A 14,960-nucleotide genomic window follows, 5' to 3' on the forward strand; every position below is an offset into this window, starting at 1 on the left:
GCCTGCATCTCTGCAGGCCTTTTCTTTTGAATCTGGCGCCCGAAGTTGGACTCGAACCAACGACCCCCTGATTAACAGTCAAGTGCTCTAACCGGCTGAGCTATTCGGGCGGGACGCGTATGTTAGGTGTGGGGTGGGCGAGGGTCAAGCCCGGAACCGCCATTTTACCCACCATATGCGCAGTCCCAGGCCGCACTGGCGCTGGGTTGGCCCGTCCGGAGATTGCCGGAATTCGACAGGACCAGCGTTGTCGCGAATTTGGGGCCGCGCGAGTCGCACAACGTGAACGTGACGTTGGAGCCGGCGTTGCCTCCGTTCGGTTGAAAAACCAGGCGGGTACGACCTGTCGTCGAGCGAAGGTGCACCGCGTCCGGCAGTGGCCGGCCCTCGGCGAGGCGCGTTTCATTCGGGTCGGGAATCCGGTTGCCATTGATGTCGGCAAAGACCAGCCAGCCGTGGTCCCAATTGGTCGATTTACTGCATTGGCCTGCCGCCAGGGTGGGGCAGATCACGACTTCGCTTCCGGAGATTGCGGAATGGCGAACGGCATCCAGCAGGCTGGCCGCGAGTCCCGCGCGCACGGCGCCGGAATCGGCCGCCGCCTTCGCATGCGACCACGCGGGAACCGCCACCGCCACCACGATCGCGATAACGGCCATGGCGACCAGGGCCTCGATCAGGGTGAATCCTTTCACGCTCGGCATCTACCGGACTCCCGTCACAGATGCCGGCAATGCTGACTGAGCCGTTCATGCCGCGCTGTCGGCGCGGGCCCGGTTGCGGGGTAGGAAAAGTCCGCGTCCGCCCTCATAACGGGGACTGGCTACACTCAGCGATTGCCTACTCCCCGCAGGCCCATGAACGAACTGATCCATCCCGCAGGCTTCCAGCTCGTTACGCCCTACCAGCCCGCCGGCGACCAGCCGCAGGCGATCACCAAACTGGTGGCTGGGTTCGAGAATGGACTGGCCCACCAGACACTGCTGGGCGTCACCGGCTCGGGCAAGACCTTCACCATCGCCAACGTCGTGCAGCAGATACAGAAGCCGACGATCGTGATGGCTCCGAACAAGACGCTCGCCGCGCAGTTGTACGGCGAATTCAAGTCGTTTTTCCCGCACAACGCGGTCGAGTACTTCGTCAGCTACTACGACTATTACCAGCCGGAAGCCTACGTCCCGTCCTCCGATACCTACATCGAGAAGGACAGTTCGGTGAACGAGCACATCGAACAGATGCGCCTGTCCGCCACCAAGGCGCTGCTGGAACGCAAGGACGCCCTGATCGTCTGCACGGTGTCCGCGATCTACGGCCTGGGCGACCCCAACGAATACTTCAAGATGGTGCTGCACATGGTGCGCGGCGAGCGCATCGAGCAGCGCGAGCTCATCCGCCGCTTAACCGAAATGCAGTACACCCGCAACGACACCGAACTGCGGCGCGCGACCTACCGCGTGCGCGGCGAAGTGATCGACGTGCACCCGGCGGAAAGCGACTCGGAAGCCTTGCGCATCGAGTTGTTCGACGGGGAGATCGAAAACCTCACCATGTTCGATCCGCTGACCGGCGAGACCCTGCGCAAGTTGCCGCGCTACACGATCTATCCGGGTTCGCACTACGTGACCTCGCGCCGGACCGTGCTGGATGCGATCACGGCCATCAAGGACGAGTTGCGCGAACGTCTCGAGCAGCTCTACGCACAGAACAAGCTGGTGGAAGCGCAGCGTCTTGCGCAGCGCACCCAGTTCGACCTGGAAATGTTGGCCGAGGTCGGCTACTGCAACGGCATCGAGAACTACAGCCGCCATCTCACCGGGCACATGCCGGGCGAGCCGCCGCCGTGCCTGTTCGACTACCTGCCACCGGATGCGTTGCTGGTCGTCGATGAATCGCACGTCACCGTCCCGCAGCTCGGGGCGATGTACAAGGGTGACCGTTCGCGCAAGGAAACGCTGGTCGAATTCGGCTTCCGCATGCCCTCGGCGCTCGACAACAGGCCGCTGAAGTTCGAGGAGTGGGAGGGGCGTTCGCCGCGCGCGATTTTCGTGTCCGCAACGCCCGGACCTTACGAATTGAAGCACTCCGAAGGCCAGATCACCGAACTGGTGGTCCGCCCGACCGGCCTGATCGATCCACAGGTCGAGATCCGGCCGGTCGCTACCCAGGTCGACGATGTGCTCGGCGAGATCACTGAGCGCGTGGCGATGGGCGACCGCGTGCTGATCACCACACTCACCAAGCGCATGGCCGAGAACCTGACCGAATACCTCGGCGAGCACGGCGTGCGCGTGCGCTACCTGCACTCCGACATCGATACCGTGGAGCGGGTGGAGATCATCCGCGACCTGCGCCTGGGCAAGTTCGATGTGCTGGTTGGCATCAACCTCCTGCGTGAGGGCCTCGACATGCCCGAGGTTTCGCTGGTGGCGATCCTGGACGCGGACAAGGAGGGCTTCCTGCGTTCGGCCGGCTCGCTCATCCAGACCATCGGCCGCGCTGCGCGCAACCTGCGTGGCAAGGCGATCCTGTATGCGGATCGCGTCACCAATTCGATGCTGAAGGCGATCGAGGAGACCGATCGACGCCGCCAGAAGCAGGTGGAGTACAACGCCGCGCATGGGATCACGCCACAAAGCATCGTGCGCGCGGTGATGGATGTGATGGAAGGCGCGCGCGTCGATCCGGACTCGCTCAAAGCCCGGGGCAGGGCGCGCAGGGTGGCCGAGGAGGCCGCTGAATACGCCGCGCTCAGCCCGGCCCAGTTCGCAGCGCGGATCAAGACGCTGGAACAGCAGATGTACAAGCACGCCCGCGACCTCGAGTTCGAGGAAGCCGCGGGCATTCGCGACCAGCTGCGGCGCCTGCGCGAAGCCGGTTTTGCCGCGTGATTTCCCGGTGGGCTGCGGGTCGCGGCGCGCGACCGTGGAAACCATCGCAGCTGCAGGCGGGTGGCAACGGAAACCCTTGCCGCGAAGGCCATCGCCGGGATACACTGCGCGCCCCTCGCAGCGGGGTTTCAGCTGCAAAGGGCGGTTAGCTCAGCGGTAGAGCACTACCTTGACATGGTAGGGGTCACAGGTTCGAACCCTGTACCGCCCACCATCCTGATCCGGCATGAATGCTGGACGGATGGATCGAAGACTTCCAAGGCCACCTCCTGCAGGTGGCCTTTTTCGTTGCCTGGAAGACGGCTTCGGCCCGCCAGGCGGGAACGACTGCTATTTCCTGCCGGCGTTGGTCGCCTTTTCCGGCTTGCCAGTCTCGCCATGAATCGTGAGCAGCGACTCCATCAGGTGTTCGTCCGCACTCGAGCAGACCCCGAGCAGCACGACCTCTTCGCAGCCCTCGGCGGCGATGTACGCATGCCCCATGTTGGAGTCGATGTATACCGACTCGCCGGCCTCGAGCACGATCGGATCGTAGAACTCGGTGTGCACTTCGGCACGGCCCTCCAGCACGTGGATGTATTCCTCACCCGGATGGCGCACGAGTTCGCCGAATTCCTCGATGCTCTTGGCGCGCACCCGCGTCACCACCGGGATCATCCGCTTCCGGCGCAATTCCGGGCACAGGTAGAAGTAGTCGTAGTTGGGCGTGGTGACCCGGATCGAATCCGCCACGCGGCCAATGCTGCGGCGCGCCGTCACCGCCGGCTCGAGTGAACTGTCCTCCTCGGCGAAGAGTTCCGACATGCGGATGTTCAGTCGCTGGCTGATCTGCAGCAGCTTGTCGTAGGTGAGGCTGAGGCGGTCGTGCTCGACCTTGGACAGCGTCGACAGCGGAATGCCGCAACGCGTGCTCATTTCCTTGAGGGTCCAGTCGTTGCGGGCGCGCAGCGCGCGCAACAGGCTGCCGATGGTGGGGTGCTGCTGGGTCATGCGGATTCGTTGCTCCTGCAGGGGAGGGGCGGGTTCCCGGTGGTTCCCCCCCCCAACTTGGGGGTGTCTCAAGGTACAGCCTGGTCGCAATTTTAGATCATCATGACCAAAGTGGGTTGACAATTTTCCGATCAGGATCTTTATTCTCTATTACGGTCATGGCGCGCCAAGCGCCGGATGACCATCGCCATCGCCGAGGGGAGAGGGAAAAGATGCAACTGTTCAAACGAGGTCAGCTGTTCACCGCGCTGCTTGCGCTGGGACTCGTGGCTGCCACCGCCGCCGCGCAGGAGCCGGCCACCAACGTGCCGCCGGTCATGCAGGCGCCCGCGACATCCGCCGCGCCGCCGCCCGCAGACGCCATGCCCGGCCCGACCGACCGCCTGACCGCCCCGGACCTCGAAGCCTGGCTGGACGGCTTCATGCCGTACGCGCTGGAGCAGACCGACGTCGCCGGTTCGGTCGTCGTCGTGGTGAAGGACGGCAAGGTCCTGCTGGAGAAGGGTTACGGCTTCTCCGATCTGGCCAAGCGCACGCCGGTCGATCCGGCTCGCACGCTGTTCCGCCCGGGCTCGACGTCCAAGCTGTTCACCTGGACCGCCGTGATGCAGCTGGTCGAACAGGGCAAGTTGAACCTCGACGAGGACGTCAACAAGTACATCGACTTCAAGATCCCGCCCTACCAGGGCAAGCCGGTCACCCTGCGCAACATCATGACCCACACCACGGGCATGGAAGAGGTGATCCGCGGCCTCATCGCCAACGACGAGAAGGAGATCTTGCCGCTCGACGCGACCCTCAAGCACTGGATCCCCGAACGCGTGTACGCGCCGGGCACCACGCCCGCGTACTCCAACTACGCCACGGCGCTCGCGGGCTACATCGTCCAGCGCGTGTCGGGCCAGCCGTTCGACCAGTACATTGCGCAGCACATCTTCGCGCCGCTGGGCATGCAGCACTCCACCTTCAGCCAGCCGATCCAGAAGAACCTGCTGGCGATGACGTCGAAGGGCTACAAGACGGCCTCCGACGGCAAGGAGCAGCCGTACGAGTACATCAACCTCGCGCCCGCGGGCAGCCTGGCGTCGACCGGCGCCGACATGGCCAACTTCATGATCGCGCACCTGCAGAACGGCGCGTTCGGCGACCAGCGCATCCTGCGCGAAGAGACAGCGCGCGAGATGCACGGCACCGCGCAGGCCTCGGTTGGCCCGCTCAACAAGATGATGCTCGGTTTCTACGAAACCACGGCCAACGGCCATCGCGCGATCGCGCACGGCGGCGACACGCAGTGGTTCCATAGCGACCTGCAGTTGTTCCTCGACGACGGCATCGGCATCTACGTCTCGACCAACAGCGCCGGTAAGGACGGCAGCGCACGCCTGATCCGCGACGGCCTGGTCACCGGCTTCGTCAACCGCTACCTGCCCGGTCCGGAACGCAAGGACGGCGGCGTCGATGCCGCCACCGCGAAGCAGCACGCCCAGCTGATCGCAGGCAGCTACAACAGCAGCCGCCGCGCGGATTCCAACTTCATGAACCTCGTGTACATGCTCGGCCAGACCAAGGTCACCGCAAACGAGGACGGCACGATCAGCGTCCCCATGCTGGCCGGTTACAGCGGCGCGCCGAAGAAGTGGCGCGAAATCAGCCCGTTCGTGTGGCAGGACACCAACAGCGGCGACCGCCTTGCCGCCGACGTCATCGATGGCCACGTGACGCGCTTCAGCGCCGAACCGTTCTCGGCGATCATGGTGTTCCAGCGCGCCGCGTGGTGGCAGACCCCGGGCGTGTTCCTGCCGATGCTGTTCGGCAGCCTCGCCGTGCTGCTGCTGACCGTGCTCGCCTGGCCGGTGTCGGCGCTGGTGCGCCGCCACTACGGCGTGCGTTATCCGCTGGCGGGCCAGGATGCGCGCGCGCACCGCTGGAGCCGCATCGCCTCGCTTGCCGTACTCGTGTCGATGGGCGGGATGATCGCGATGATCTTCGCGATGATGTCGGACCTCGCGATGATGTCGCCGAAGGCCGACGCCATGGTCATCGCGGTGCGCAGCCTGACGACGATCCTCCTGCCGATCGGCGCCGCCATCGCGCTGTGGAACGCGTGGACGGTGCTGGGCAGCAAGCGCTCGCTGTGGGCGAAGCTGTGGGGCATCGTGCTCGCCGTGTCCTGCCTCGCGCTGCTGTGGATCGGCGTTGCCTGCCACGTGCTCGGCTTCAGCGCGAACTACTGACCTGTCCAATGCGCGGCGGCCCTCGTGCCGCCGCGCACATCTCCGGGAAACAACATCGTGATCCAGACCGACCGCGTTGCGCTCATGGTGCGCAACGAACTGCTGCGCCTGTCCGCCCCGTTCCGCATTTCCGGCCACGTCTTCGAGGCCTCGCCCGTCACCGTCGTCACCCTGCGCCAGGGCCACTACATCGGCCGCGGCGAAGCGGCTGGCGTGTACTACATGCACGACGAGCCGTCGGACATGTCGCGCACACTGGAAAAGCAGCGCGATCGCCTCGAGGCCGGCATGACGCGGGAGGAATTGCGCTGCCTGCTGCCGTCCGGCGGCGCGCGCAATGCCGTCGACTGCGCGCTGTGGGAGCTCGAAGCGCGCCTGGCCGGCGTGCCTGCCTGGCAACTCGCGGGCATCGCGGAACCGAGGCCACTGCTGACGACGTTCACTGTCGGTGCCGACGATCCGGACAAGATGGCGACACGCGCGCTGGCGTACACGCATGCGCGCGCGATCAAGCTCAAGCTTACCGGCGAAGTCGACCTCGACATTGCCCGGCTCCGTGCGGTCCGCAAGGCGCGTCCGGAGGCATGGATCGGGGTGGACGCCAACCAGGGCTACGTGCCGAGGACCTTGTCGCAGCTGTTGCCTGTGCTGGTCGACGAGGGCGTGTCGCTGCTCGAACAACCCTGCCGTCGCGACCACGAAGCGGACCTCGACGGCATCGACCACGTAGTGCCGATCGCCGCGGACGAAAGCATCCTCGACCTCGCCGAACTCGAGGAACGCGCGCACCGGTTCGACGTCATCAACATCAAGCTCGACAAGTGCGGTGGCCTCACCGAAGGCTTGATGATGGCCAGGCGCGCGCGCGAAATGGGCAAGCGCGTGATGGTGGGCAACATGGTCGGCACGAGCCTGGCGATGGCACCGGCCTTCATCCTCGGCCAGCACTGCGACATCGTCGACCTCGACGGCCCGCTGTTCCTGGAGCGCGATCGCACGCCCGGCGTGGTCTACGCCGACGGTCACGTCGATTGTCCGGACAATGTGTGGGGTGCCCCGGACGCGGTGCTGTGAGCGTGCTCTCGCCACCGCGCGCCATCGCCCGTTCGCACTGGTTCAACCAGCCGCCGGGGCTGGCGATACTGTTCCTCACGCAGATGTGGGAGATCTTCTCCTATTACGGGATGCGCACGCTGCTCGTCTATTACATGACGAAGCAGTTGTTGTTCGGCCAGCAGCATGCGTCGCTGGTCTACGGCGTGTACGTGGCGACGTTCTACTTCACGCCGATCGTCGGTGGCGTCATCTCCGATCGCTGGCTCGGACGCAGGCGCTCGGTCATCATCGGCGCCGCGATCATGTCCATCGGGCATTTCCTGATGGCGTCCGAAGCGCTGCTCTATTTCGCGCTCGCGGCGATCGCGTTGGGCAACGGTTTGTTCCTGCCCAGCCTGCCGAGCCAGATCGACGACCTGTACGCCAAGGACGATCCGCGTCGCGGTTCGGCGTACAACTTCTATTACGTGGGCATCAACGTCGGCGGCCTGCTCGCGCCGCTGGTGTGCGGCACGCTTGGCGAACTGTATGGCTGGCACTGGGGCTTCGGTGCGGCGGGCATCGGCATGTTGCTGGGCCTTTTGATCTACATGTGCGGTGCGCGCTGGTTGCCGCCGGAACGACCGAAGCCGAAGGACGTCGCGCCATCCGAGCGCATGCCGCGCGATGCCATGCGCAGGCGCGTCCTCGCGCTGCTCGGGATCGGTCTGTGCGTCATGGTGTTCCGCGGCGCGTACGAACAGTCGGGCAACACGATCGCGCTGTGGGCGGACGTCGGGCTGGATCGCGCTGCGGGTGCCTTCACGATTCCGATGACGTGGTTCCAGGCGCTCAATCCGCTGCTGGTGATCTTCCTCACGCCACTGCTCGTCATGCGGTGGACGAAGCAGGCAAGCAGCGGCCGCGAACCGTCGCCGGCGAAGAAGATGGCGATGGGAGCGTTCGTCGTCGCGTCCGCCTTCGCGATGCTCGCCTGCGTCGATGCGAGCGCGGCCGGGCATGCCCACTGGAGTTGGCTCGCGGGTTTCTTCCTGCTGTTCACGGTCGGCGAGCTTTTCATCCTGCCGATCGGCCTTGGCTTGTTCGCCCGGCTGGCACCGGCAGGGCATGCCGCGACCACGGTCGCCGCCTGGTACTTCGCGTCATTCGGCGGAAACCTGCTGGCCGGTGCGCTCGGCACCTTGTGGAGCGCGATGGGGCATGCGGCGTTCTTCGGCGTGATGGCGGGTGTCGCCGTGCTCGCCGGTTGCCTGCTGCGCCTGCTCGATCCGGCCCCCGTGCCGAAGCGGCCAACGGTCGCGGCGCCGACCAACGGCAGGCTGAACTGGCCACACACTGATTGACAATTTTCCAAACAGGATGTTTATATCCTGATAAGGATTTACTAAGCCTGATAAGGCGGCGTTCTAGGGCTTCATAGAGATTCATGCACTGGCCGCGGCGCTGATCCGCCGCGGTTATTCCGATACCGCATCTGGCTCGCCATGGGAGGCAACTCCCGCACCTGCCCGGTGATGTTCTTGGCTGACACACGCCGATCCAACGGCGAACCTTTGGGGAGAGGGGAATGCACAAGCACCACACGCGCGAACGCGCACCGATGCGCCGTTCGTTGACCACCGCGATCTCGTTGACCTTGGCGCTGGGCATGGCCGGGCCGACGCTTGCGCAGCAGGCCCCGGCCGAGGCGGGGGATGCGGCTGCGCCGAATGCCGTGACGCTGGATGAGGTCGTGGTCACCGCCAACAAGCGCGTCGAGAACATCCGTGAAGTGGCTTCGTCGATCAGCGTGATCAACGAAGAGAAGATCGAGAATTCCCACGCCACCCAGCTCAGCGACTTCCAGGCCTCGGTGCCCGGCCTGGCCATCAACAGCAACGGCAGCCCGGGCCGGACCACGGTGTCGCTGCGCGGTGTGTCGCCCTTGTCGTCCAGCGCCACCGTCGGCACCTACCTCGACGAAACCCCGCTGGGCTCGAGCGGTGTGTACCAGGCCGCCAACTTCTTCGCACTCGACCTGCTGCCCTACGACATCCAGCGCATCGAAGTGCTGCGCGGACCGCAGGGCACGCTGTATGGCGCCAGCACGATGGGCGGCCTGATCAAATACGTCACCGTCGCACCGGATCTGTCCAGCACCGAGTTCCGCGTGGGCGGCGGCCTGTCCAGCGTCGAGGGGGCGGGCGACCTGGGCTGGGATGCGCGCTTCGGCGCCAACATTCCGCTGGTCACCGACCGCGTCGGCCTGCGGATGAGCTATGCCGTCAACGAACTGCCGGGCTACATCGACAACAGCGTCGACGGCCGCGACGACATCAACGATGCCAAGCAGACCAGCGCGCGCGCCGCGCTGCGCTGGCAGGAAGACAGCTTCAGCCTGGACCTGGTCGCGATGCGCCAGACCATCGACAGCGACAACAACGCACAGGTCGCGCTGGATCCGGTGAGCCAGGAACCGCAGTTCGGCGACCTCACCAACAGCGTGTGGGTCGACGAGCCGTTCACCAAGGACGTCGACTACTACTCGGCGACTTTGAACTGGAACCTGGGCTGGGCCGATTTCGTTTCGGCCACGGGCTACTCCGAATCGAGCAGCCTCTTCCGCCAGGACGCGACCGTGCAGTTCGGCCAGGTCGCCAACCTGCTCCTCAGACAGCCCGCGCCGGGCGCGGCCAAGTTCGACATCAACCTGGACATGGACAAGTTCACCCAGGAATTCCGCCTGGTGTCCAAGGCCGACGGTCCGTTCGAGTGGATGGCCGGCGTGTTCTACACCAAGGAAGACGCCACCCAGGCCCAGTTCGCCCAGCTGTTCCAGCGCGACGGCTCGCCGCTGCCGCCGCCGTTCGGCAACCTCACCCTGGCATCGATCCTGATTCCGAGCGACTACAAGGAAACGGCGGTCTTCGCCAACGGTTCCTACCGGTTCAATGATGTCTTCAAGATCGATGCCGGCATCCGCTATGCGGAGAACGACCAGGAGTTCTCGCAGACCGTCACCGAGGGCATCCTGGCGCCGATCGGCAGCGCGTCCAACAGCTCGTCCGAAGACGTGTTCACCTGGAGCGTGAGCCCGCAGCTCAAGCTCAGCGAAGACGCGATGCTCTATGCGCGCGTGGCGACCGGCTACCAGCCGGGCGGTCCGAACGTGCTGGTCCCGGGCCTGCCCTCGCAGGTGGATTCGTCGACGCTGACCAGCTATGAGCTCGGCCTGAAGTCGCAGCTGTTCGACAACGTGGTGTTTGACCTGACCGGCTTCTACATCGACTGGTCGGACATCCAGGTGGCGTCGGTCGTCAACAACATCTCCGGCCTGGTCAACGCCGGCAAGGCCAGCACCGCGGGCGTCGAATGGTCCTTGCTGCTGCATGCCAGCGACCGTCTCGACCTGGGCTTCAACGGTGCCTACACCAATGCCCAGCTCGACGAGAACTTCCCGGTGATCTCGGTGCCGTCGGGCGCGCTCCTGGTGGAGCAGACCAGCGGCCTGAAGGGCGACTCGCTGCCGTATGTGCCGGAATGGAGCTGGGCCGGTACCGCCGACTACACCCTGCCGCTCTCCGGCGGCTGGAACGCGCACTTCGGTGGCGCCGTGCGCTTCGTCGACGAGCGTGAGAACGGCACGACCGAAGTCCAGAACATCTTCAACGCCGCGAGGACGACCCTGCTGCTGTCGACGCGGACCGAGCCGCTGCGGGTCGAGGACTACTGGTCGCTGGATCTGAATGCCGATTTCAGCAATGAGAACTGGTCCCTGCGCGGTTACGTCAAGAACGTCACCGACGAGCGCGGCTACCAGAGCATCGGCGATATCACCGATGCGCTGACCAAGCAGGTCAACAAGCTCGTCGCCGCGCCGATCCAGCCGCGCACGTTCGGCATCGAAGTCGACTACCGCTTCTGAGTGTGTTCCCGCGGGCGGCCGCCGGCCGCCCGCGGGCCAAGCTGCTGTTCTTCTCCGGTGAAATTGCTTGAAACCCGACGTCCTGCTGCCCCAGCCTTACCTCCTGTTCCTCGGTGACACCACCGAGCCCGGCTATGCAAAGACCGCGTTCGGCCTGCGCGACTGGGCCGGCGAACGCTGCGTGGGCGAGTACGCCTGCGGCGCCACGGTCAGCACCGGCCTGCCATTCATGACCCCGGCCGAGGCGCGCGCCGCTGGCGCCAGCGCCCTGGTGATCGGCGTGGCCAACGCAGGCGGCTTCATTCCGCCGTCGTGGCTGGCGGCCCTGGTCGAGGCGATGGAAGCCGGCCTGGACATCATCAGCGGCATGCACGCGCGGCTGCGTGACTTCGATGTGTTGCGCGAGGCCGCCGATCGTCTCGGGCGCCGCCTGATCGATGTGCGGCAACCGCCCACGGGGATCCCGGTCGCATCGGGTCGGCCGCGCCAGGGGAAGCGCCTGCTGACGCTCGGCACCGACTGCGCGCTAGGCAAGAAGTACACGGCGCTCGCCTTGACCCGGGCGTTCACCGCGCGCGGCAAGGATGCGACGTTCCGCGCGACCGGTCAGACCGGCATCCTCATTGCTGGCGGCGGTATTCCGATGGATGCGGTGGTCGCCGATTTCGCCGCCGGTGCCGCGGAAATGCTCACGCCCGATGCGGACGCCGAGCACTGGGACGTCATCGAAGGGCAGGGGTCGTTGTTCCATCCGGCCTATGCCGGCGTCTCGCTGGCGCTGCTGCACGGCAGCCAGCCCGACGTGATCGTGGTGTGCCATGAGCCCGGACGCGAACGCGTGCTCGGCCATCCCGGCTACGCCGTGCCCGGAATCGAGGAAACCATCGAGCTGGCATTGCGCCTGGGTTCGCGCACGCGGCCCAACATCCGCTGCGCCGGTGTCAGCCTCAACACCGCCAAGCTGGACGGAGCCGCGGCGCACCGTCTGATCGTCGCGGAAAGCGAGCGCCTCGGGCTTCCGGTCGCCGACCCGATGCGCGGCGGCGCTGCGTTCGACCGACTGGTCGACGCATGCCTCGCATGAGCTGGCGGGGAATGTCATGAGCACGACGTCGACCCGGTTCCAGCGCCTGATCTTGCCGGGCCTGGCGTTCAAGGCCGCGGTGATCGGCGGCGGCTATGCCACCGGTCGCGAACTGGCGGAGTACTTCATCCCCAGCGGCCCGCAGGGCGGCATCCTCGCGATCCTCGTGGCGATGGTGTCCTGGAGCGTGATCTGCGCGCTGACCTTCGCGCTGGCCCAGGCGACGCGGTGCTTCGACTACCGCAGCTTCTTCGGCACGCTGCTGGGGCCGTTCGCGGTGGTCTTCGAACTCGCGTACCTGGTGTTCATGGTGCTGATCCTCGCCGTGTTCGGCGCGGCCGCGGGCGCGATCTGCCAGGCGATGTTCGGTTGGCCCACGCTCGTCGGCACGCTGCTGCTGATGCTGGGCATCGGCGCGTTCACCGCCTACGGCAACCATGCGGTGGAACAGTTGTTCAAGTGGGTGTCGTTCTTCCTTTACGGCGTGTACGTGCTGTTCGTGGTGTTCGTGCTCCTCGGCTTCGGCGACCGCGCCGCCGAGATCTTCCGGACGCCGGTGCCGACCGATGGCTGGCTGTCGGGTGGCCTCACCTATGCCGGCTACAACATCGTCGGTGCGGTGATCATCCTGCCGCTGGCCCGGCACTTCACCTCGCGCCGCGACGCGGTGGTGGCCGGCGTGCTCGCCGGACCGCTGGCGATGGTGCCAGGCCTGCTGTTCTTCATCTGCATGGTCGCGTGGTATCCGCAGATCGGTAACGAGGCGCTGCCGTCGGACTACATCCTGCGCAAGCTGGACATGCCGGTCTTCCACCTGCTGTTCCAGGCGATGATCTTCAGTGCGCTGCTGGAGAGCGGCGCCGCCGCCGTGCATGCCGCCAACGAGCGCATCGCCGCCGCGTGGCGCACGCACCGTTCGCGCGAACTGTCGAGCGCCGGGCGGTTCGCGATCGCCGCGACGCTGCTGGTCGGCTCGATCTTCATCGCCGACCACTTCGGCCTGGTCGCGCTGATCGCCAAGGGCTACCGCGGCCTGGCCTACCTCTTCCTGGTGGTCTACGTGCTGCCGTTGCTGACGGTCGGCGTGTGGTGGCTGTGGCGGCGTTCGCCGCAAGCGACCCTGGCCGCGCAATCCCATTCCTTGCAAGGAGAATGAACATGACCGGACGCCGCTTTGCGCCGCGCTTCGTACTTCTGGCCTCGACGCTGTTGGCTGGTGCCGCGTTTGCGGCGCCGCCCGCGAACCTGGATGCACGCGTGGATGCCGCAATGCGCGCGCACGGCGTTCCGGGCCTGGCAATCGCCATCGTCGAGGACGACAAAGTCGCGATGACGAAAGGCTATGGCGTGCGCAAGCTCGGATCGCCCGAGCGCGTGGACGCGGACACGATCTTCCCGACCGGATCGACCGGCAAGGCGATCACCGCCGCCGCGCTCGCCGTGCTCGTCGACGACGGCAAGATCAAGTGGGACGACAAGGTCATCGACCACATCCCGTGGTTCCGCATGTACGACCCGTGGGTAACCAGCGAGATGACGGTGCGCGACCTGCTCGTGCACCGCAGCGGCCTCGGCCTAGGCGCGGGCGACCTGATGTTCGTGCCGTCCTCCTCGCGCAGCCGCGCCGACACCGTGCGCGCACTGCGCTACATCAAGCCGGCCACCAGCTTCCGCAGCGGCTATGCATACGACAATGTGCTGTATTCGGTCGCCGGCCAGCTGATCGAGGAAGTGACCGGCCAGACCTGGGAGAAGTTCGTGCGCGAGCGCGTGCTCAAGCCCGCGGGCATGACGAGCTCGGTGACCGAGCAGTCGGCGCGCTTCGCCAACCCCAACCGCGCGTGGCCGCACGCCCGCACCGGTGGCCGCGTGCGCGGCATGGGCGAGCAGAAGGTGCTCGACGAACGCAAGACGCTCGGCGACAACGGCGCGCCCGCGGGCGGCCTGTCGTCCAGCGCGAACGACCTTGCCCACTGGATGCAGGTGCAGCTCGGCCACGGCACGTGGACAGACGCATCGACTGGCAAGCAGGTAAAGGTGTTCAGCGAAGAATCCTCGGCGCAGATGTGGACGCCCGTGGTGCCCACGCCGACGCCCAAGTGGCCGGGCAAGCTCGCCGAGGCCGCGCCGAAGTTCTCGTCTTACGCGCTGGGCTGGAGCGTGCGCGACTACCGCGGCGAGAAGATGATCGAGCATGGCGGCGCGATCTTCGGTGTGTACACGTACATCGCGCTGTTCCCGGACCGCAACTTCGGCGTTGCCTTCCAGATGAACTCCGAGGACGTGCAGGTGATGCGCGGGATCGCGCTCGAGGTGATCGACCATTACCTGGGCGCGCCGGATACCGACTGGGTCGCCGCGTTCGACACGTTCCTGGAACAGCGCATGCAGGGCGGCATCACCGCGCTCGGCGCCAGCGCGAAGTCCGCGCCAGCCGCGCAGGGCAAGCCCACGTTGCCGCTGGCGAATTACGCCGGCCGCTACGCCGATCCGTGGTACGGCCCGATCGCGATCACCAACGAGAAGGGCGTGCTGCGGGTGAACTTCCTGCAGTCCCCGGGCTTGACCGGTCGCCTCGAGCACGAACGCTTCGACACCTTCCGCACGGTGTGGGACAACCCGGAATACGAACAGGCCTACGTCAACTTCGGCCTCGATCCGGAGGGCAAGGTCGAGCGCATCACGATGAAGGCGATCTCGCCTATCGCCGACTTCAGCTGGGACTTCCAGGACCTGCTGTTCACGCCGCTGCCCAAGGGGTGAACGCGGCACACATTGACGGGCAATGAGCAACGGTCGCGATC

General features: G+C 65.9%; 10 protein-coding genes and 2 tRNA genes. 9 read left to right on the top strand and 3 right to left on the bottom strand.

The genetic code is table 11. The features are described 5' to 3' along the window. Window positions 1-33 precede the first annotated feature (33 nt). Window positions 34-110 (bottom strand) — tRNA-Asn (locus ACXJJ9_RS02670). A gap of 54 nt (window positions 111-164) precedes the next feature. After that, the gene (locus ACXJJ9_RS02675; RefSeq protein WP_457095714.1) at window positions 165-695 is read right to left on the bottom strand and encodes a GspH/FimT family protein; all 531 of its coding nucleotides are present in this window, start codon (window positions 693-695) and stop codon (window positions 165-167) included. Between the two features lie 162 nt (window positions 696-857). Here ACXJJ9_RS02675 and uvrB point away from each other — a divergent pair, with 162 nt between their 5' ends. Next, on the top strand, window positions 858-2,888 hold the full coding sequence (gene uvrB / locus ACXJJ9_RS02680) for an excinuclease ABC subunit UvrB (protein WP_457095715.1): 2,031 nt from the start codon (window positions 858-860) through the stop codon (window positions 2,886-2,888). Window positions 2,889-3,027: 139 nt separating this feature from the next. Beyond that, window positions 3,028-3,102 (top strand) — tRNA-Val (locus ACXJJ9_RS02685). 116 nt (window positions 3,103-3,218) lie between these two features. Here ACXJJ9_RS02685 and ACXJJ9_RS02690 read toward each other — a convergent pair. Next, complete coding sequence (locus ACXJJ9_RS02690; RefSeq protein ID WP_457095716.1) at window positions 3,219-3,878, bottom strand: helix-turn-helix domain-containing protein; 660 nt, start codon at window positions 3,876-3,878, stop codon at window positions 3,219-3,221. 212 nt (window positions 3,879-4,090) lie between these two features. Here ACXJJ9_RS02690 and ACXJJ9_RS02695 point away from each other — a divergent pair, with 212 nt between their 5' ends. The 7 genes from ACXJJ9_RS02695 to ACXJJ9_RS02725 all read left to right on the top strand — a co-directional run bounded on the left by ACXJJ9_RS02695 (window position 4,091) and on the right by ACXJJ9_RS02725 (window position 14,919). After that, a complete protein-coding gene (locus tag ACXJJ9_RS02695; protein WP_457095717.1) occupies window positions 4,091-6,112 on the top strand; it encodes a serine hydrolase domain-containing protein in 2,022 nt (673 codons plus the stop codon). A gap of 57 nt (window positions 6,113-6,169) precedes the next feature. Beyond that, complete coding sequence (locus ACXJJ9_RS02700) at window positions 6,170-7,186, top strand: dipeptide epimerase (protein WP_457095718.1); 1,017 nt, start codon at window positions 6,170-6,172, stop codon at window positions 7,184-7,186. Continuing rightward, on the top strand, window positions 7,183-8,511 hold the full coding sequence (locus ACXJJ9_RS02705; protein WP_457095719.1) for a peptide MFS transporter: 1,329 nt from the start codon (window positions 7,183-7,185) through the stop codon (window positions 8,509-8,511). Before ACXJJ9_RS02700 ends, ACXJJ9_RS02705 begins: the two co-directional genes overlap by 4 nt. Before the next feature lie 224 nt (window positions 8,512-8,735). Further along, a complete protein-coding gene (locus ACXJJ9_RS02710; RefSeq protein WP_457095720.1) occupies window positions 8,736-11,072 on the top strand; it encodes a TonB-dependent receptor in 2,337 nt (778 codons plus the stop codon). A 67-nt stretch (window positions 11,073-11,139) separates the two neighbouring features. After that, complete coding sequence (locus tag ACXJJ9_RS02715; protein ID WP_457095721.1) at window positions 11,140-12,156, top strand: DUF1611 domain-containing protein; 1,017 nt, start codon at window positions 11,140-11,142, stop codon at window positions 12,154-12,156. A gap of 16 nt (window positions 12,157-12,172) precedes the next feature. Beyond that, window positions 12,173-13,312, top strand: coding sequence for a YkvI family membrane protein (locus tag ACXJJ9_RS02720; RefSeq protein ID WP_457095722.1), 1,140 nt, complete (start codon window positions 12,173-12,175; stop codon window positions 13,310-13,312). Between the two features lie 2 nt (window positions 13,313-13,314). Next, window positions 13,315-14,919 carry a serine hydrolase gene (locus ACXJJ9_RS02725; RefSeq protein WP_457095723.1) on the top strand — a complete coding sequence of 535 codons (1,605 nt, stop codon included), beginning with the start codon at window positions 13,315-13,317 and terminating at the stop codon, window positions 14,917-14,919. Window positions 14,920-14,960: the final 41 nt, after the last annotated feature.

The sequence above is a fragment of the Lysobacter sp. P5_B9 genome, assembly GCF_054049835.1.

What these genes read in the sequence shown, in the direction of transcription:
- ACXJJ9_RS02720 (WP_457095722.1), top strand. Translation starts at nt 12,173, where the DNA reads ATGAGCACGACGTCGACCCGGTTCCAGCGCCTGATCTTGCCGGGCCTG.
- ACXJJ9_RS02710 (WP_457095720.1), top strand. Translation starts at nt 8,736, where the DNA reads ATGCACAAGCACCACACGCGCGAACGCGCACCGATGCGCCGTTCGTTG.
- uvrB (WP_457095715.1), top strand. Translation starts at nt 858, where the DNA reads ATGAACGAACTGATCCATCCCGCAGGCTTCCAGCTCGTTACGCCCTAC.
- ACXJJ9_RS02690 (WP_457095716.1), bottom strand. Translation starts at nt 3,878, where the DNA reads ATGACCCAGCAGCACCCCACCATCGGCAGCCTGTTGCGCGCGCTGCGC.
- ACXJJ9_RS02695 (WP_457095717.1), top strand. Translation starts at nt 4,091, where the DNA reads ATGCAACTGTTCAAACGAGGTCAGCTGTTCACCGCGCTGCTTGCGCTG.
- ACXJJ9_RS02725 (WP_457095723.1), top strand. Translation starts at nt 13,315, where the DNA reads ATGACCGGACGCCGCTTTGCGCCGCGCTTCGTACTTCTGGCCTCGACG.